18 protein-coding genes are annotated in these 18128 nt (G+C 36.5%); 13 read left to right on the top strand and 5 right to left on the bottom strand.

Annotated features, from left to right (window positions below):
- Positions 1-119 precede the first annotated feature (119 nt).
- The 3 genes from ACFSTA_RS08185 to ACFSTA_RS08175 are packed head-to-tail and all read right to left on the bottom strand — an operon-like array spanning position 120 to position 3032.
- Positions 120-476 carry a cupin domain-containing protein gene (locus ACFSTA_RS08185; RefSeq protein WP_377556120.1) on the bottom strand — a complete coding sequence of 119 codons (357 nt, stop codon included), beginning with the start codon at positions 474-476 and terminating at the stop codon, positions 120-122.
- Positions 473-2062 (bottom strand): autoinducer-2 kinase, encoded by a 1590-nt coding sequence (gene lsrK, locus ACFSTA_RS08180; RefSeq protein ID WP_377556119.1) that lies wholly within the window; start codon positions 2060-2062, stop codon positions 473-475. The genes ACFSTA_RS08185 and lsrK overlap by 4 nt, the downstream gene beginning before the upstream one ends.
- Before the next feature lie 52 nt (positions 2063-2114).
- The gene (locus ACFSTA_RS08175; RefSeq protein WP_377556118.1) at positions 2115-3032 is read right to left on the bottom strand and encodes a sugar-binding transcriptional regulator; all 918 of its coding nucleotides are present in this window, start codon (positions 3030-3032) and stop codon (positions 2115-2117) included.
- Positions 3033-3435: 403 nt separating this feature from the next.
- Here ACFSTA_RS08175 and ACFSTA_RS08170 point away from each other — a divergent pair, with 403 nt between their 5' ends.
- The 12 genes from ACFSTA_RS08170 to ACFSTA_RS08115 all read left to right on the top strand — a co-directional run bounded on the left by ACFSTA_RS08170 (position 3436) and on the right by ACFSTA_RS08115 (position 14586).
- Positions 3436-4947, top strand: a complete 1512-nt coding sequence (locus ACFSTA_RS08170) for a sugar ABC transporter ATP-binding protein (RefSeq protein ID WP_377556117.1) — start codon at positions 3436-3438, stop codon at positions 4945-4947.
- Positions 4934-5944: an ABC transporter permease gene (locus tag ACFSTA_RS08165; RefSeq protein ID WP_377556116.1), complete on the top strand. Its 1011-nt coding sequence runs from the start codon at positions 4934-4936 to the stop codon at positions 5942-5944. The genes ACFSTA_RS08170 and ACFSTA_RS08165 overlap by 14 nt, the downstream gene beginning before the upstream one ends.
- Positions 5934-6941 carry an ABC transporter permease gene (locus ACFSTA_RS08160; protein WP_377556115.1) on the top strand — a complete coding sequence of 336 codons (1008 nt, stop codon included), beginning with the start codon at positions 5934-5936 and terminating at the stop codon, positions 6939-6941. The genes ACFSTA_RS08165 and ACFSTA_RS08160 overlap by 11 nt, the downstream gene beginning before the upstream one ends.
- 17 nt (positions 6942-6958) lie before the next feature.
- A complete protein-coding gene (gene lsrB / locus ACFSTA_RS08155; protein ID WP_377556452.1) occupies positions 6959-8017 on the top strand; it encodes an autoinducer 2 ABC transporter substrate-binding protein LsrB in 1059 nt (352 codons plus the stop codon).
- 52 nt (positions 8018-8069) lie between these two features.
- Positions 8070-8963 carry a 3-hydroxy-5-phosphonooxypentane-2,4-dione thiolase gene (gene lsrF, locus ACFSTA_RS08150; protein ID WP_377556114.1) on the top strand — a complete coding sequence of 298 codons (894 nt, stop codon included), beginning with the start codon at positions 8070-8072 and terminating at the stop codon, positions 8961-8963.
- 79 nt (positions 8964-9042) lie between these two features.
- Positions 9043-9552, top strand: coding sequence for a type 1 glutamine amidotransferase domain-containing protein (locus ACFSTA_RS08145; protein ID WP_377556113.1), 510 nt, complete (start codon positions 9043-9045; stop codon positions 9550-9552).
- Between the two features lie 153 nt (positions 9553-9705).
- Entirely contained in the window at positions 9706-10563 is an 858-nt protein-coding gene (gene fba, locus ACFSTA_RS08140) for a class II fructose-1,6-bisphosphate aldolase (RefSeq protein WP_377556112.1), read from the top strand.
- A gap of 257 nt (positions 10564-10820) precedes the next feature.
- On the top strand, positions 10821-11513 hold the full coding sequence (locus ACFSTA_RS08135) for a copper homeostasis protein CutC (protein WP_377556111.1): 693 nt from the start codon (positions 10821-10823) through the stop codon (positions 11511-11513).
- 61 nt (positions 11514-11574) lie between these two features.
- Positions 11575-12834 (top strand): M20/M25/M40 family metallo-hydrolase, encoded by a 1260-nt coding sequence (locus ACFSTA_RS08130; protein WP_377556110.1) that lies wholly within the window; start codon positions 11575-11577, stop codon positions 12832-12834.
- A gap of 312 nt (positions 12835-13146) precedes the next feature.
- Entirely contained in the window at positions 13147-14148 is a 1002-nt protein-coding gene (locus ACFSTA_RS08125; protein WP_377556109.1) for a hypothetical protein, read from the top strand.
- 1 nt (position 14149) lies between these two features.
- Positions 14150-14311, top strand: a complete 162-nt coding sequence (locus ACFSTA_RS08120; RefSeq protein ID WP_377556107.1) for a hypothetical protein — start codon at positions 14150-14152, stop codon at positions 14309-14311.
- 77 nt (positions 14312-14388) lie between these two features.
- Positions 14389-14586: a hypothetical protein gene (locus ACFSTA_RS08115; protein ID WP_377556105.1), complete on the top strand. Its 198-nt coding sequence runs from the start codon at positions 14389-14391 to the stop codon at positions 14584-14586.
- A gap of 229 nt (positions 14587-14815) precedes the next feature.
- Here ACFSTA_RS08115 and ACFSTA_RS08110 read toward each other — a convergent pair whose 3' ends face one another.
- Both ACFSTA_RS08110 and ACFSTA_RS08105 read right to left on the bottom strand, forming a co-directional pair.
- The gene (locus tag ACFSTA_RS08110; RefSeq protein WP_377556104.1) at positions 14816-15778 is read right to left on the bottom strand and encodes a D-2-hydroxyacid dehydrogenase; all 963 of its coding nucleotides are present in this window, start codon (positions 15776-15778) and stop codon (positions 14816-14818) included.
- 142 nt (positions 15779-15920) lie between these two features.
- Positions 15921-16889: a sugar phosphate isomerase/epimerase family protein gene (locus tag ACFSTA_RS08105; protein ID WP_377556103.1), complete on the bottom strand. Its 969-nt coding sequence runs from the start codon at positions 16887-16889 to the stop codon at positions 15921-15923.
- Positions 16890-17075: 186 nt separating this feature from the next.
- Here ACFSTA_RS08105 and ACFSTA_RS08100 point away from each other — a divergent pair, with 186 nt between their 5' ends.
- Positions 17076-18062 carry a LacI family DNA-binding transcriptional regulator gene (locus ACFSTA_RS08100; RefSeq protein WP_377556102.1) on the top strand — a complete coding sequence of 329 codons (987 nt, stop codon included), beginning with the start codon at positions 17076-17078 and terminating at the stop codon, positions 18060-18062.
- The last annotated feature ends 66 nt before the right edge of the window (positions 18063-18128 follow it).

Here is an 18128-nt window from a genome sequence, read left to right as displayed (position 1 = left end):
GTATTTGTGGGGTAAGACTCAAAAGGTCATTATTTATGACCTTTTGAAACAGCCCTTACCCTGTAAAATACGACCTATAGTTTTTTTAGTTCATTCATAATACGATCTGTTCATTTCTATCAATCTCTATATGGTGTGTATTCCACTTCTACTTTGTCTTTTTCTTGAAAGGGGGATAGCATAAAGCAGGCTTTGAAATCGCTGTTTCCCTTATTGGTTAGATAGTGTACTTTCTTTGGTTCTACGTGAATGAAATCACCTTTCTTACAATGGAATATCTCATCGTCGATGTGGATTTCTAATTCACCTTCTAATACATAGAAATTTTCCTCCATTATATTGTGGTAGTGAGCAGTAAAGTCTTCTCCTGGTTTTAAAACCACTACTCCAAAATTCATTCTTGGTCCCCTTAACAAGTATTTCGGACCACTATCTCCGAATCTATATTCTCTTTCTTTTTCATTAATTATTGTCACTTTGCCAACACTCCTTTATTAATAGATAATCCTGGGGCAATCCACATATGCTCTGTAAGCCCTTTATCAGCTAGATCTAGTTGGTTTTTATAAACATTTTTCCAGTTCTGATAGAGTTCCTCGTAAACTAGATTATTATCTTCAATAGGATGGAAAGTTTTATTAAATTTAACAACCTTAGAAGTTGCATCATCAAAGTTTTCATAGATTCCTGCTCCAACACCGGCACAAATTGCAGCACCAAGAGCTGTAGATTCTCTCACAACGGGTATTTTAACTGGTTTGTTCAATACATCAGAAATAATTTGGCACCATAAATCGCTTTTTGAAGCTCCTCCACCAAAAACGATGACTTCAGGTGAGGTATTTGTAATCTCGTTAACTAATTCAATATTTGCTTTTGTAACAAAAGCTGCATTTTCCATAATTGCACGATAGAAACTAGCTTTATTATATTTCTTGGAATCTAGTTTAAAATTTATAAAGCTAGGAGCGGCGTGTCTCCATGCAATATAATTCATCCTATCGGAAAAAGTACTCATCATTCCATTACTTCCTACTGGTACTTGTTGTGCACGTTTTTCCATTTGGGAATAGATGCTCTCTCCAGTTTTTTCTTGAAGATATTTCTCTAATTCACAGAAACTATCACGGAACCATCTCATTACTAAGCCTGGGAAGAAGGCGATAGCCTCATACTGCCATGTATTAGGAACTGCATGACAATTGATTCGTACACGACACTGATCATCCATTTGTACATTCTTTGTTGTATATTCATATTGCCAAAAGCTTCCGCCTAAAACAGCAGCATGCCCTTCATCCATAACTCCCATACCAATACATCCTAATTGGGCATCGCCTCCACCAGCAACTACCTTTGTTTGGTTGCTCAGTCCTGTAAGCGCTGCCATTTTATCGGTAACATTACCAATGACACTACCACTTTCAAAGACAACGGGATAAATATCATTACGTAGACCAGTTTTTTTAGCAATAGAACTATCCCAATTTCGGTTATTAATATCGAAAAGTCCAGTAGTACAACCGTTAGAGGGCTCGACAGAAATCACATCAGTCAAACGATAAGTGATCCAATCATTTAGCATCGTTACGAATTTAATCCTTTGATAGGTATCAGGAAGATTATTCTTCACCCAAAGAATTCTCGGTATAGCTCCTAAAGAAAAAGTTTGGCCAGATACATTATATATTTCTGATTCTAATCGCTCACTTAATTCGTGTAAATTTGATACTTCTTCAACAGAACGTGAGTCAACGTTTGCGCAAGACCAAATTTCTTTACCATCTTCATCATAAAGTACAATAGCCTCGCGCATACTTGTAGTTGAAATCGAAACGATATCTTTTGGATTTATCTTAGATGAAGTAATTGTTTCTTTGATTAAATCTGTAATTATACCAATGTTGGTTTTTACATCGAAATCCATGGAACCTGGATACCTGGGATCTTCTTTATGTATCCATTCCGCTTGTGATACAGTCAATTCATTACCAAGTGAATCAAATAGAATAACTCTTACACTTCCGGTTCCAGCATCAATTGCCATTAGATACTTCTCCATGCTACTCTTCCTTTCGTTAATTTTATTTAAATATAATAGGCATAATAATGAATTAGACCAAACTTTGAGCAACTGACTCATCGGTAATTAGCACATCGATATAACCCCCATTTAGTGCGCCAACTATTGCCTCTTTTTTTTCAAGATTACCAGCAACGGCAACAACATGATTAAGAGACTTTAATAAATCAATTTCCGTACTAATCAGTTGACTATGTAACTCCAGATCTAATACATTGCCATTTATATCGTAAAATTGACTTAATAAGTCACCAACAGCTCCTTTAGATTTCAAAATCTCAATATCACTTATACTAAGAAGTCCCTCCTTGACAAGGGTAGCTTGTTCGCTTAAAGCACCAACTCCGACTACGGTTATATTCGAATGTGGAATCATTTCTAAAATTTTTTTAATAGGTTTCTCGTTTTGCATTTGGTCAGCAAGGCTTGGAGAAGAAACCATCAAAGGTGCAGGCATAATATAATGGTTATAATTTGGATTGGTGTAATAATCGGATGTTTTATCTATGGCTGTAGGCATATAAAATTTGACACCACCAGATAAAGAAACGAAGGTAACTTTGTATTTAGTAGAAATATTAAGGTGACCTAATGTTTTGGATACAGCCTCGCCATAACCTACATTTATCATGGTATCGCTGGTAATTCTATCTTCTATGTATTGAGCAGCTGCAATTGTAAGACTATCGGTCGAATTCTGATAGGAAGTTGGGACAACATAAATATCCTTCAAATTGTATTTTTCTTTAATTTTATTTTGAAGGTCCATATTAGCAATTTTCTCTAAGTTGATCTTAAATTGGATAACATTATTTGTCTTGGCTTTCTCCAAGTATTTGATGACCTTCATTCTGGACAAGTTTAAAGACTCTGCAATTTCATTCTGAGTAAGGCCTTCATTATAGTACTTCCAAGCAACCTTAACAATTAAGTTATTTTCATATGTCATTTTCATCACTCTCTTACTATATTTTGTAAACAGATTTTATTGATAAAACTATTGAACGTATTCGTTACAAATTATTATACATAAAACTAATGTTTGATGTAAAAACAAATATAACAGTAAAAAAGACTATAGTCAATAAGATTAAAAATATTTTAATTTAAATTTATAATTAGTGGTATATGTTGATTCTATTGTAATAATAGTGGAAAACTGGAATAATACCCCGCCATAATCATGGTGGGTTTACTTAATTAAAATAAAATTCACAAAAAACTAAAAAATAATAAAATGTCACTTGATAAATAAAATGTTTTAAATTATAATGTAAATAACCTTAAAAGTAAGCGTTTTCATAATACGGTTTACATAGAAATATTTGAAAGTTTTTAGGGGGTTTTACTAAATGGAAGAATCCAGGAACCTAGTTAAGTTAGAAAATATTCAAAAATCGTTTAACCAAAATAAAGTTTTAAAAGGGGTATCTTTAGAACTTAATCAGTCAGAAGTAGTATCGATAATTGGGGGAAATGGTGCAGGGAAAAGTACCTTAATGAAAATCCTTACTGGCGTTTATAAAGCTGATGCTGGAAGTATTGAGCTCAGTGGGGAAGATATTGAAAGCTTTAATCCATCCATTGCTCATGAAAAGGGAATATACCTGGTTCCGCAAGAGCCCTTATTATTTCCAAATATGACTGTTGAACAGAACCTTACAATTGGATTTCATAAAAACAAATATGAGATTAGAACAGAGACTCAGAATTTAGTAGAGGAATTAGGTTGGGATTTGGATCTTGATCGTTTAGCTATCTCCTTAACGATAGCAGAACAACAACAGTTAGAAATCATCAAAGGACTCCTACGTAACGCAAAAGTACTCATCTTAGATGAACCTACCTCAGCATTAACATTCTCAGAAACTAAATCATTATTTAATGTAATAGAAAAATTGAAATGTACAGGTGTTGGCATCTTTTACATTACTCACCGTTTAGATGAAGTATTTCAAATTTCAACCCATGCTGTAATTCTCCGTGATGGAAAAGTAACTCTAAAAGGAAAAATTGATCTATTTACGAAAGACATACTGATTAATGGATTATTACCAGAGGGTAATGAAAATAAGTATACTGACATATTTGAAAAAAAAGAAGCTAATCACGAAAATGAAGAGCCTATTCTTAAAGTTGAAAACATTAGTGGTGATGGTTTCAGGGGCATAAGCTTTGAAGTTTATAAAGGTGAAGTGGTTGGACTTGCTGGACTTGTTGGGGCAGGTAGAACAGAGATTGCAGAAGCCATATACGGAATTAACCATGTAAAGAGTGGAAAGATTACTTTAAGCGGGAAGGATATTACAAAACTTTCGATTACTGAAACAGTAAATAGTGGATTGGCATATATTCCTGAAGATCGTTTTTTACATGGAATATTCTCCATCACTTCAGTAAGACATAACATAACTGCTCAGATTATTAAGAGGCAGGGTATTTTTACAAAGAGAAAATTCGAAGAACAGATTACAAGTGAGTATATTAATCGATTAAGTATTAAGCTTAGCAGTCAAGATGATGAAATCCAATCTTTATCTGGTGGTAATCAACAAAAAGCAGTTATTGCGAGAATACTATCAACAAATCCAAAACTAATTATTATGGATGAGCCTACTAGAGGGATTGATGCAGCTGCGAGGAGTGATATTTATTCAATTATTACTGAATTAAAGGAACAAGGATATTCCATCTTGTTAATCTCATCTGATTTAGAAGAGATTGAGAGAATTAGTGATAGGATCTATGCTATTTATCGCGGTACTTGTAAGGTTTGTCTTGGATTAAAAAATATTAATGCAACCAATGTGATGAAAGCTGCATTTGGCACATACGAAGGAAGTGACCCTCATGTCAAGGTTTAAGAATATAACAAAACAACGTGAGTTTAGAACCTTTCTTTTCTTGGTAGTGATTTTCATTATTGTAGGTCTAGTAAACTCAGATTTTTTATCTACAGGTAACATACATAACTCATTGAAAAGTAGTTTGCTATATATCGTATTGGCTGTGGGGATAACATTTGTACTATTAACAGGAAATATTGATATATCTGTAGGTGGGGTATTGGGTCTAAGTGCTGCTGTTAGTGGAATGATTCTTCGGGATGGTGGGAGTATTATTGTAGCTGTTTTGATAGCCATTTTGATTGGGGCTGTTATAGGACTAATTAATGGGTTAGGAGTTACTAAGCTAAAAATATCATCCTTTATTATGACCTTGGGGATGCTTGAAATAACTAGGGTAGTACAAGTGATTTATACGGATGGTCAATGGATTGAGAATTTACCGGCTGGATTTAAACAAATTTCTCAAATGAGTATTTTCGGGATAAATATGCTATCAATTATTGTTATTGCAGGAGTAATACTAGTGCACTTGTATTTAACGAAAAGTAATAAAGGTAGATATTTCTCAGCAATAGGGGATAACGAAGGTGGTGCAGTGCTACTAGGGATACCAGTTAAAAGATATGTTACCTATTCCTTTATTATTTCTAGTGTATGTGCATCTTTAGCAGGATTGATCTTTGCAAGTCAAATTGGATTTATTTCAACTACTGCCGGCTTAGGGATTGAAATGACCGTTATTGCAGCTGCTGTTCTTGGTGGTGTTTCTCTAAGTGGTGGTGTAGGAACGGTGATCGGTGTAACTATTGGAGCTGTAATTATGACTTCCATTAATTCTGCGCTTGTTTATATGAAGGTTCCTGCTTTTTGGAATGACGCTATCTCCGGATCTCTATTAATTACAATCGTTGTAGCTGATGTACTGCTAACGAGAAAAGCTAGCAAGGAGGCAAAGAAAGAACGGCTGAATGCAAGAGTACTTCAGGAAGGGGTTGAGGTAAGTGTTAAATAAGATATCGAAATGGAACCTGACTTTAATCGTCGTACTAATTGTTGAGATCATCATCTTTGGTTTAATGAATTCGAGATTTTGGAACATAAATATTCTTTTAACTAGTTTTAATGACTTTATTGGAATAGCTATCATTGGTTTCTTTGTCACATTTGTCGTCATTACTGGTGGAATAGATATATCTGGTGGATCGATTATTGGATTGACTTCTGTTACTACTGGCATATTATCACAGGTTGTTGGGTTAAATATTTGGGTTTCTGTTATTCTTGCAATTTTGGTTGGTGGTTTGTGTGGATTGTTAAATGGTATTTTAATTGCTTATGGACGCGTTCAAGCGATGGTGATTACGTTAGGAGGAATGATGCTTTATGCAGGTATTGCCGTAGTTCTGGTAGGTCTATCGGGAGTAAGTACCTATGAAGGGATTGGTGGGTTTTCACTGAAATTTAGTCAAATTGCCTATGGGAAACTATTCGGCGTAATCCCAAATTCAGTAGTTTTATTTATTGTGATGTTTGTTATTGCTTATATACTTCTACATTGGACTAGATACGGTAGATTTATATATTTAACAGGAATTAATCAAAATACAGCAGAGTATTCCGGTATCGACACTAGAAAAATTATTACTAGTACGTATGTTTTATCTGGATTAAGTGCTGGAGTTGCAGGTGTAATGTTAACCTCCTATTTAGGAAGTGCAAGAGCGGATTTTGGTGGAGAGTATCTGATGCCAATTTTAACTGTTGTTGTTTTAGGTGGGACATTAATCACGGGTGGTAAAGGGGGTGTTGTCGGGACTGCTCTAGCAAGTATTATTGTAGGATTTCTCCAGGTTGGTTTGCAAATGGGGGGGTTATCAACTCAATATATTGGTTTAGCAACAGGATTACTCCTTATTATATCAGTAGCATTCTTAGGGATATCTTCTGAGGAATTTAAAGCTAATGTTAGAAGGTTAATACCTAATAAAATATCAGGGGGTAAAGTATAATGGAAAAATCTAAATTGATGAAGTTATTATTTGGTTTAGTACTTGTTGTAGGCTTATTGGCTGCATGTGGTGATGAAGGGGCATCTGGTGATTCGGACGATGGAGAATCAAATGCCAGTGATATTGAAGTTGTTTTCATTCCGAAAATGACTGGTAACGCATTCTTTGAATCTGGTAATAACGGTGCACAAGCGATGGCTGAAGAAGTAGGGTTTAATGTTAAATATGATGGGACACCTGAAGGTACAGTTGCTAACCAAGTACAAATTATCAACAGTGCAGTAAGTAGTGGTGCAGATGCAATTGCTATTTCATCTGTTACGTCAGATGGTTTAAACCAAGCTTTGCAAAATGCTATTGATGCAGGTGTTAAGGTTGTTACATGGGATTCTGACGTAGATCCTGAATACAGATCGGTTTACATCAACCAAGGAACACCAGAAATTTTAGGTAAGATGCTAGTTGATATGGCTGCAGAGCAGATGGATGATCCAAGTGCAGAACAACAAGTTGCTTGGTTTTACTCTAGTCCAACAGTACCTGACCAAAATTCATGGGTAGATTATGCTGAAACTTACATTGCGGAGGAATTTCCTAGTTGGGAAATTGTAACGAAACAGTTTGGTGAAGGCGATGAACAATTATCTCTACAAATTGGAGAAAGTATCATCGATTCATATCCAGAACTTGATGCAGTAATTGCACCTGACTCAACAGCGCTTCCTGCTATGGCTCAAGCTGCTGAAAACAAAGGTTTGAATGCAGAAGACTTAATAATTACAGGATTTGCTTCTCCAAATTCAATGAGAACATTCATTGAAAATGGGACAATTGTAAACCACGGACTTTGGGATGTTACTGATCAGGGTGCGCTTGCTGTCTATATTGCTTACTACTTAGCTCAAGGTAACGAGCTAAAAGTTGGCGATACGGTAGATGTACCAACTATTGGTGAAGTTGAAGTGGAGCCAAACTCTGTTCAAGGTTACGATTATGAGGCGGATGATTCAGGTATTATCGTATTACCTGAAAGAATTGTATTTACAAAAGACAACACAAATGATTTTGACTTCTAAGATATCTCTTTAATGTGGATGAATGTATAAATATGGAAGGAGTTAAATTATAATGGCCGATAATGTAGGAAATAAGGGTGCGAAAATATTCTCGGAAGAAGTTCCATTTGCTAATAATGGAGATTTTCATGTAAAGGGAGCTGCTAACCTAGATTGGGGAATGAAAGATAGATTATCTAGAATCTTTAACCCTAATACTGGTAAAACGGTAATGCTGGCGTTTGATCATGGATACTTTATGGGGCCGACTTCAGGGTTAGAACGTTTAGATCTATTAATTCCTAAACTTGCAGATTATGCTGATTGCTTGATGGGAACTAGAGGGGCAATTCGTAGTAGTATTCCTGCGACTTATAATAAAGCAGTTGCATTAAGAGCTTCTTCTGGTTCAAGTATTTTAGAAAATGACCTAAGCCATGAGTCAATGGTTGTCGATATTGAAGACGCGATTAAAATGAATGCAAGTGCAATGGCCATTCAAACCTTTATTGGTGCTGATGGACAAAAAGAAACAATTGAAGCGGTAAATAAAGCGGTTAATCTTGGATCAAGATACTCCATTCCTACTATGGGTGTAGTTGCAGTGGGTAAAGAAATGGAGAGAACCACTCAGTTCTTTTTACTAGCAACTAGGATGTTAGCTGAATTTGGCGTACAAATTGTAAAAACATATTATTGTGATGACTTTGAAAAAGTTGCCTCTGCTTGCCCTGTGCCACTAGTTGTTGCAGGTGGTAAGAAAATACATGAGAAAGATGCTCTTACTTTGGCATATAGATCAATCCAAGGCGGCGCTGCAGGGGTTGATATGGGACGAAATATTTTCCAATCTGAACATCCAAAAGAAATGATCCAAGCTGTTAGAAAAGTTGTGCACGAAGGGTATACAGATTTAGAAGCATATGATTTTTTCTTAGATCGTTCAAATGTTAGTACAGAAGTATAAAGGTAAATTAAACGTTAAGGAAGCTTCTACATTGGTAGGGGCTTTCCTAATTTAAGAATAAATTTGGGAGGGAAATTATATGGCGAGAGTTGCATTCTTACTAGCATCAGGATTTGAAGATTCTGAGATGAAAAATCCATATGAAGCAATTAAAGCGGCGGGTCATGAGACAGTTGTTTTAGGTAATGAAAAAGGAGTAGTTTGTGAAGGGAAAAAGAAAACTGTCACTTATAAAACGGAAGAAAAAGCGGAGGATGTAGATCCAAATGAATTCGATGCTGTTATTATACCTGGCGGTGGTGCTCCTGAGATATTGCGTGTTAACCAAGGTACGGTTGATTTCGTAAAGGGATTAAACAAAAAATCAAAGGTGATAGCAGGGATTTGTCATGGTCCGCAAGTCATGATAAGTGCTGACATTCTTCGTGGAAAAGAGCTTACTTGTTATATCGGAATTCGTGATGATGTGATTAATAGTGGTGGAATTTTCCGTGATGAAGAAGTTGTTGTAAATAAGAATATCATCACTTCTAGAACACCAAAGGATGAACCAGCATTTATTCGAGAGATTTTAGCGAAGCTTAACTAAATGAAATCTTTCGGTATAGTAGAAGAAGTGAATTAGTTCGTGTTATATACCATAAATTTAATTAAATTCCCCATCATAATAAGTTTGTAGTAACATCAGTAGTTATGGCGATCTTTTGGTGAAGATAATAACTTTTTGGAAGGACGATCAATTGTGGAATTAGTTACAGTGAAAGACATGTTAACCAAAGCTTTAAATGAAGGTTATGCAGTGGGTCATTTTGATATACACAACCTGGAATGGACACAAGCAGTTTTAGAAGCAGCTAAAATAGAAAAAGCACCAGTAATTCTTGGAGTGACTGAAGATGCGGTAGAGTATTTTGGAGGTTTTTCTGTTGTTGTAGAATTGGCAAAATCATTGATAAATGAAATGGAAATTAATGTTCCAGTGGCACTACATTTGGATCATGGTTCTAGTTTTGAAAATTGTAAAGCTGCTATTGAAGCAGGGTTTACTTCGGTTATGATTGATGCATCACATCATCCGTTTGAAGATAACGTAGATGTGACGAAGCAGGTTGTAGATTATGCTCATGAACGAGGTGTGACTGTTGAGGCTGAGCTAGGAAACATTGGAGGTCAAGAAGGTAATGTTGTTTCAAGTGATCCAATTTATGGAGACGTAATAGAATGTGAAGATTTAGTTAAACGTACTAGGATTGACTGTCTTGCTCCTGCGTTAGGATCAGCACATGGACCATATAAAGGTGAACCTAAATTAGGATTCAAAGAGATGAAACAGATTAGTAGCACAGTTCGAATCCCGTTAGTATTACACGGAGGTTCAGGTCTTCCTGCTGAACAAATCAAAAAAGCAATATCTTTAGGTACTGCAAAAATCAACGTTAATGCAGATAATCATCTAGCATTTACCAAGACGGTACGTGAAATCTTGAATCGGGAGCCGGAATCATATGAAGCATCCGATTATATTTCAAGAGCTAAGGAATCCGTCAAAGAAACGGTTAAAGGAAAAATGCAATTGTTCGGATGCTCAGGGAGAGCGTAATTGAAGTCTGTTACTATTTGTGGTTATAAAGTTAGAGGTGGAGAGTAGATCTAGTGCGATCTACTCTCCATTTTCTATATTTATATTGGTTTCTTGACTTCAAAACTAACTTATAATTTTTTCAATTCCTTGACAATACCCCTTCTTTCGTTAAATGATAATGATTAGGTGTTAGGGGGGGGGACAGACCCCTCGTCTCTTCGTAAAAGTGTGGGACGGAGGGACAGACCCCACGTCTCTAAAAGGAGGTAAAAAATATGATTATTGAAGTAATTGTGCAAAATAAAGAAGAAGCAATTGAGGCTCAAAGGCTAGGGGCGGATAGACTTGAGTTAGTGTCAGCTATTGCAGAGGGGGGACTGACCCCTAGTTACGGAACGATTAAACAGGTGTTAGGTAGTGTTTCCATTCCGGTTCAAATAATGATTCGTCCTCATAGTTATCATTTTGAATATACGAGAAGTGATTTAGATACGATTTATGAGGATATCAAAAATGTCATTGAACTTGGAGGGAGTGGTATCGTTTTTGGTGCACTTCATAAGGATAAGACGATTAATAAAGAAGTTCTGAGAGACATCATTAGTATATCATCTACATTAGATATAACGTTTCATCGTGCATTTGATGAAGTGCCTTCTCAAGAAGAAGCTTATCATACGTTACTGGAATTCAAACCAAATGTAAGACGTATTTTAACTTCTGGAGGGGAAGAAAATTGTGAGTTTGGAAAACATAATCTAAATCAATTAGTGAAGTTGTCTAAAAAATACAACGGTCCTAAGATATTACCAGGTGCTGGTTTAAATGGAGATAATATAAAAACGATTCATCAAACTGTTGGAGCAGATCAATATCATTTTGGAAAAGCATTACGAAAAGGGTACTCATTTGCAAATGGTTTTGATGAACAGAGTTTTAATATGGTAAAGAAAATAGGGGGGAGTTAGTTAACCTAGATGGAGCTACGTCCTTAGGTATGGTTTAATTAATTTAAAAGGGGGACCTTCAATGACTAACAAATCACAAAAGTATATTTCACCAAGTATTAATAGTTCATACGAAAAATTAATGGCTAACCAATCTATTCAAGACACATTAGCATTTATTGAATCAGACCATCAACAAACTGTTGACGAACAAATTTCGATTACTGAAATTGCAGCTCCGCCTTTCAAAGAGGAAACGCGTGCTAAAGATTTCAAGGAACGATTGGAAGCTTTAGGTCTTTCGGATGTTTATATGGATGAAGAAGGAAATGTATATGGGATTCGATATGGGACAGGAAACGGTCCCAGGATTTTCATATCGGCACATTTAGATACGGTTTTTCCAGAAGGAACTGATGTGAGGGTATCGGAAAAGGATGGCATTTTATACGCTCCGGGAATTAGTGATGATACGAGGGGATTGGCAGAATTGCTCGCAGTGATCAGGGCAGTTAAACATGCAAACTTACCAACTGTTGGCGATATCATTTTCGGTGGAACTGTTGGGGAAGAAGGAGCAGGAGATTTACGTGGGGTAAAAGCATTTTTTCATGAGCATAAAGATATTGATGGCTTTATTTCCATCGATGGTCCGGGTGCCGATAATATTGTTTACTTAGGAGCGGGAAGTTATCGTTACACGATTACGTTTAAGGGGGATGGAGGTCATAGTTTTGGTGACTTTGGGATTCCAAGTGCAACTCACGCGTTAGGAAGAGCCATCTCTGCTATTTCTGATATGCAAACAAAAGCGGAACCGAAAACAACATTTACCGTTGGAGAGGTATGGGGTGGAACCTCTGTCAATGCCATTGCTCAAGAAGCAGGAATGACAGTTGATTTGAGATCCAATGATCAGGCGGAATTAGATCAATTAGAGGAAAATTTTTTACACTTAGTTGATGAAGCAGTTACGGCAGAGAACTCTAGATGGGGCAGTGATGCGATCAAGGTGGAAATCGAGAAGTTTGGCAATCGTCCACCGGCAAGTCAACCATCTGATGCACCAATTGTCGAAGCTGCTTATGGAGCTATTGAACAAATTGTTGGACAGCCATCATTAGCTGGTGCTGTTAGTACAGATGCGAATTATCCGATGAGTTTAGGAATTCCTTCCGTTACTTTAGGTTTAGGTGGTAAAGCTGGAGCTGCACATACACAGAATGAATGGTATGATCCGGCGGGTGCCTATGTTGGTGTGCAAAAGAATTTTCTTACATTACTTGGGTTAGTTGGAGTGGAAGGTGTGTGTGAACCAGTTTTGCGGAAGCGGAAGAGGTAGTTGGTTTAATAGATTTATTCCATCGGAGCTACTCCTATCATGTCATATTGTAAATAACCGACCATTAATTATCCTTTCAGTAATAATATCGTTAGAAAATAATCAAAGGTGGCATAGAAATAGTTATTATTTCTGCCACCTTTTATCGTTTTTATTCGATTGTAGTATTGGAAGGGGTTTTTAGGTGGAGAGGTATTTTTAGGAAATTTATTGAATTTAAAAGGGTATTTTGCATGATATGTAGAATGTATTTAAATTAGAATTTTTCAAAAAAAATTTCCTAATTTAGTAGTTAGGTATTAGGTGATGGGTATGAGATATGTTTATGTTTTACTAAGTTTGATTTTTGTCTTGATTTTTGACTTATGGATTGAAAACTCAGAGGCAGCTAAACTTTTCTATAAAAACTGGGTAAAGCCTATATTAGATGATAGTCGAATACCTATTGTTGTTCTGTTGTTGCCAGTTGTAGTCTTTGTTATCGTATTTAAGTATTGGAATGATAAAAAGGATGAGGAAATAGATGAGTTAAAGAAGAAATTAGAGTCAGAAATGGAAATTTTAGTGCATGCTAATACGGATTTAAGTAAATACCGACTACAAGATAATCTATCCATTTTGTTAGATCAGTTCATTCAGAAACATCCATATGTCATCGCGGTTCAAATTTATCATTTTCAAGAGCAAAACATGAACCGAAATACTACTTTCAAAATAAATTTTATCGATGGAACAGTGGTTGAGGATGTTAATATAAATGCAATTCATCAGCTTTATTATATATCCAAAAGTAAATATGTAAGTGATTTTAGAAAGGCAAGGAAATTATTGATAGAAGAGGATGATCCAAATAAACTTTTAGATTTCGTACTGGATACGTATAGTATCTTGAACAAAAAATCTTCATCATCAATGAATGAGGAAGATGCTTGTTTATGTTCTTTGATGTTTTTAGGCCTTGAAATTCTTGAAAAGGATTACCAGTTGGGAATTGAATCGCTAGGCAACAGTGACGAAAAAATTCGTTCACTTTTAGATGATTATCGTACGGGACTTTTAAGAGGGGCATTAATGAATGATGCATTTTATACATTCACACATACTAGGGAAAATGAGAAATTGAATAGACAGTATTTAACTCGATTGGTTAGAGTTCGTGATGAACAGACTCTGTTCTTGATTGCGTTAGATGCAAGTGTTTTGGAAGATGAAGATTACGATAATATTATAAATAATATTGGTGAAGATTTTGAAAAACTTTTAATTAATCTTGAAAACCTTTATAATAGAAGTATAGAGAGGGTGGGTGATTAATGTGGCAACTAAGGATGCTAATAAGCGTAGTGATCGTACCGAGGTTATGGGGCGTTTACAGAGTGCTGGTATGAAAGTGTTACAAGGGAAGAAATCACCTAAGAACGGTAGGTATTCTGGAATAATCGGTAGTAAAAGAGAAGAAAGAGTATTAAATATATAATAGGCCGTTTCGGTCTTTTTTTTTGTTGAATAACATAATTATACATTGGGAATAAGATAAAAAGAGGTGTTCTAACAGTGTATAATAAGGAAACTAACAAGACTTTTCAACAAAAGCAACAAAAAATCATCCAACGTTTAGAAATGGTCGGAATTCAATTATCTACCGATAAAAAAATACCTCGGCATGGAGTGTATTCTGGGATAGTTGGTGACCATAGAAAGATCCTAAAAGTTAATATTCCAAATTGGTATGATTTTTATAGGGTGAAATAACAAATGAGATACCGAAATGTAGGAGATGGAATAAACTTATTTTAATTGTCTATCTACAGGTAATTCCCTCGCTAATATACTCTTGTTGTATTTTTTCTCCTTAACGCCCCATATATTAAATATTCTTCATAAGAAAAAGTAACCTCCTGCGAACGATAAAAAGCATAGGATAGGTTACTTTTTCTAAGTTAATATTTTCTTGATCAGCTACATACAGATTCCGTTTATTTTAGTAACCTTTTTCATAATCGACGAGGTTGATGTCTAGCTTTTCATCCTCTAGGTAACGTTTTAAATTCGGAATAAAAATATCCTTTATGACGCGCTCCGTATAATGTTCGGTTGCTCCTGCGGTATGTGGCGTCACTATTACATTCTCCATTTCCCAAAGTGGACTGTCCTCTGGTAAAGGTTCCGTGGCAAACACATCAAGACCAGCCCCGGCGATTTCCTTGTTTTGTAATGCATTGATCAAGTCTTCCTCTACCACAATCGGGCCACGTCCAATATTAATTAGGATGCCACTGTCTTTCATTTGTCTGAACTGCTCAGCGCCAAATAAATGTGTAGTATCCTCCGTCAAAGGAAGAGTGATGACAACAATATCACATTGTGGAAGTATCTTTGCCAACTGATCAGGTGTGTACATCTGATCCACGTAATCTGTCTCTTTCCCGGAATGACGTACGCCAAGCACCTTCATTCCGAATGCTTTTGCTATTTTTGCGGTTTCTTGCCCAATTGCGCCAACGCCAATGATACCAATTGTCTTCTCATGGATTTCAAGCTTAAGGTTGGCGTTGTCCCATGTTTTATCCATCTGCTGACGGACATATGAATGAATCTTGCGAGTTAATCCGAGCATTAATGCAAAAATGGTTTCGGAAATCGGATAGGCATGGACACCATTGGCACTTGTAATGGACACATTTCGCTTTTGTAATGCCTCTAGTGGAAGACCGTTAACTCCAGCACTCCATGTTTGTACCCATCTTAAGTTCTTATTTTCCTCAAGGATAATTGGTTCGATTGCTTTTTTCCAATGAAGGATAATTTCCGCCTCTTTCAATTCGTTCGTGATGTCTTCATGATTCTTTCCAAATACAATTCGCCAGTCAGGAGCTATTGCTTTCATTTCATTAAGATAATTTTCACTAATATCAAGATTGACCACCAAGGTTCTCTTTGACATAGGTACCCCTCTTTCTGTATTTTGGGGACAGACCCCCCGTCCCACAAGTTAAGTATAGCATGATTGTTCATGTTTTTCGGGGACTGTCCCCTTAACCCACTTAACCCACCAAGTGAGACGAAGGGACTGACCCCCTATCCCACTAAGTCCACCACATATCACCGATGGATTCTTTTACCATAACTGGTTTTAGTGTGTTAATTGCTTTGGTGAATCCTTCGTCTATGGACATGAGGCCGTCTTCGTGTTCGATGCTTACGACATAATCGTATCCATAGAGTCTGAGTGTGCTAATCATATCTGCCCATACTTTGGAATCATGGCCAAATCCTACCGTGCGGAAATACCATGCTCGATTTTGCATATCGGAATAAGACGTCATATCTGTTAGACCGTTTCGATTCATATTCGGTTGATCCATAATGGTATCCTTCGCATGGAAGTGATGAATCGCATTTTCACGGCCCAATATTTTTATTGATTCAACAGGATCGATGCCTTGCCACCACATATGGCTCGGATCTAGGTTAGCGCCGATAGCTGGACCACATGTTTCTCTTAATCGTAAAAGTGTTGCAGGTGTATGTACCGAAAATCCTCCATGGAGCTCCAGTCCGATTTTTACGTTATGCTGTTGGGCGAATGCAGCTTTTTCCTTCCAGTATGGAATGATTTTCTCTTCCCATTGCCAATTTAAGATTTCCTGAAATTCATTTGGCCAAGGAGCAACTGGCCAGTTTGGATATTTTGCATGCTCATGGTCTCCTGGGCAGCCAGAGAAAGTATTCACAACTGGTATACCGAGCTTACTAGCTAACTGAACTGTTTTGTCGAATATGGCATCTGCTTCTTCAGCTATTTTCTTTTGTGGATGAAGCGGGTTACCATGACAACTTAAAGCGCTTACAATTAATCCGCGACTTTCTATTTTCTCCATAAAATCCTTTTGCTTTTGTTCATCTTGTAGCAATTCATTCACCTTACAATGGGCACCACCTGGGTATCCCCCTGTACCTAATTCAACCGCCTCAATTCCTTTAGCAGCTACATGATCAAGCATTTCCTCTAGATTTTTGTCTGAAAATAATACAGTAAAAACCCCTAATTTCATGAAAAGTCCTCCTTATACAATGTAATCCGTTACATCTATTATACATAAATTATACCAAAATCAATACAAAAAATCATTATATTTTAAATTAACATACAATTTTGTATTGACAAACAACTATGGGCGTTTTACAATCTAAATGTAATCGATTACATTTGAGAATTCATTTTGAAAGTAGGAATCATCATGGCAAACATTCAACAGATTGCGAAACAAGCAGGTGTTTCCGTTGCAACGGTTTCTAGGGTGTTAAATAATGCTACTTCTGTAACCCCGGAGACAAGACACAAGGTCAAAATTGCGATTAAAGAGCTAAACTATCAACCTAGTATGCTTGGGCGAAATCTACGAAACTCAGAAAGTCGTCTGATGCTCGTGTTATTACCTAGCATTTCGAATCCTTTTTACACGGAAATTATTAATGGGATTCAAAACACCGCGATTGCGAATAACTACAACATCCTTCTTTGCGAGACAGACTCCAATCCAGAACGAGAAAATATTTATTTCAACATGGTTAAAAACAAGTTAGCGGACGGAGTTATCTCGATGGATCCGACTGTTAATATGCAGAAGCTAAACGAAATAGCCGAAAATCACCCGGTCATTCTTTGTAGTGAGTATGAAAAAGATGGAAGTATTCCATACGTGACCATTGATCATGAATTAGCTGCCTACCATGCGGTGAAGCATTTAATTAAACTAGGGAATGAAAAAATTGCCTTAATTAATTCAGACGAAAAGTTCCTCTATGCGAGACATCGTCGGGCTGGTTATGAACGTGCGTTAAAGGAGTTCCAGCTTCCGATCCGTGATGAATGGATTTATCATACTAAGGAATTGGAATTTCAAAATGGCGTTCAGGCCATGAGAATGCTGCTTCAACTAGAAGAGAAACCTACAGCGGTTTTTGCCGTTTCAGATACATTAGCAATAGGTACACTAAAAGCCTTAAATGGTGGTGGAGAAACACCAAACCCTATTGCGGTTGTGGGTTTTGACAATATAAGCTTTTCTAATATGACGAACCCTACCTTAACGACTATCTCACAGCCGATGTATAAAATGGGATGTCTTGCAGCTGACATGCTAATGAGTAATATGAAGGGAGAAAAGGTAGAAAGCATTGTGTTAGATCATGAATTGATTATTCGTGAGTCCACCATGGGGTAGGGAGAAAACAGATACAAAGAAATATTTACCATAAGGCATAGTGATTGCCGAGTTTTTTCTAGAAGG

Origin of the sequence: Ornithinibacillus salinisoli, assembly GCF_042684965.1 — a bacterium.
Classification (GTDB): domain Bacteria; phylum Bacillota; class Bacilli; order Bacillales; family Amphibacillaceae; genus Ornithinibacillus; species Ornithinibacillus salinisoli.
This window is presented reverse-complemented; position numbering and strand designations above follow the sequence as displayed.

Bases quoted from the DNA above. Each gene is read 5' to 3' on its own strand.
- ACFSTA_RS08125 (WP_377556109.1), top strand. From the start codon at position 13,147: ATGAGATATGTTTATGTTTTACTAAGTTTGATTTTTGTCTTGATTTTT.
- lsrK (WP_377556119.1), bottom strand. From the start codon at position 2,062: ATGGAGAAGTATCTAATGGCAATTGATGCTGGAACCGGAAGTGTAAGA.
- ACFSTA_RS08110 (WP_377556104.1), bottom strand. From the start codon at position 15,778: ATGTCAAAGAGAACCTTGGTGGTCAATCTTGATATTAGTGAAAATTAT.
- ACFSTA_RS08105 (WP_377556103.1), bottom strand. From the start codon at position 16,889: ATGAAATTAGGGGTTTTTACTGTATTATTTTCAGACAAAAATCTAGAG.
- lsrF (WP_377556114.1), top strand. From the start codon at position 8,070: ATGGCCGATAATGTAGGAAATAAGGGTGCGAAAATATTCTCGGAAGAA.
- ACFSTA_RS08165 (WP_377556116.1), top strand. From the start codon at position 4,934: ATGTCAAGGTTTAAGAATATAACAAAACAACGTGAGTTTAGAACCTTT.
- ACFSTA_RS08145 (WP_377556113.1), top strand. From the start codon at position 9,043: ATGGCGAGAGTTGCATTCTTACTAGCATCAGGATTTGAAGATTCTGAG.
- ACFSTA_RS08100 (WP_377556102.1), top strand. From the start codon at position 17,076: ATGGCAAACATTCAACAGATTGCGAAACAAGCAGGTGTTTCCGTTGCA.
- lsrB (WP_377556452.1), top strand. From the start codon at position 6,959: ATGAAGTTATTATTTGGTTTAGTACTTGTTGTAGGCTTATTGGCTGCA.
- ACFSTA_RS08135 (WP_377556111.1), top strand. From the start codon at position 10,821: ATGATTATTGAAGTAATTGTGCAAAATAAAGAAGAAGCAATTGAGGCT.
- ACFSTA_RS08130 (WP_377556110.1), top strand. From the start codon at position 11,575: ATGACTAACAAATCACAAAAGTATATTTCACCAAGTATTAATAGTTCA.
- ACFSTA_RS08170 (WP_377556117.1), top strand. From the start codon at position 3,436: ATGGAAGAATCCAGGAACCTAGTTAAGTTAGAAAATATTCAAAAATCG.
- ACFSTA_RS08175 (WP_377556118.1), bottom strand. From the start codon at position 3,032: ATGACATATGAAAATAACTTAATTGTTAAGGTTGCTTGGAAGTACTAT.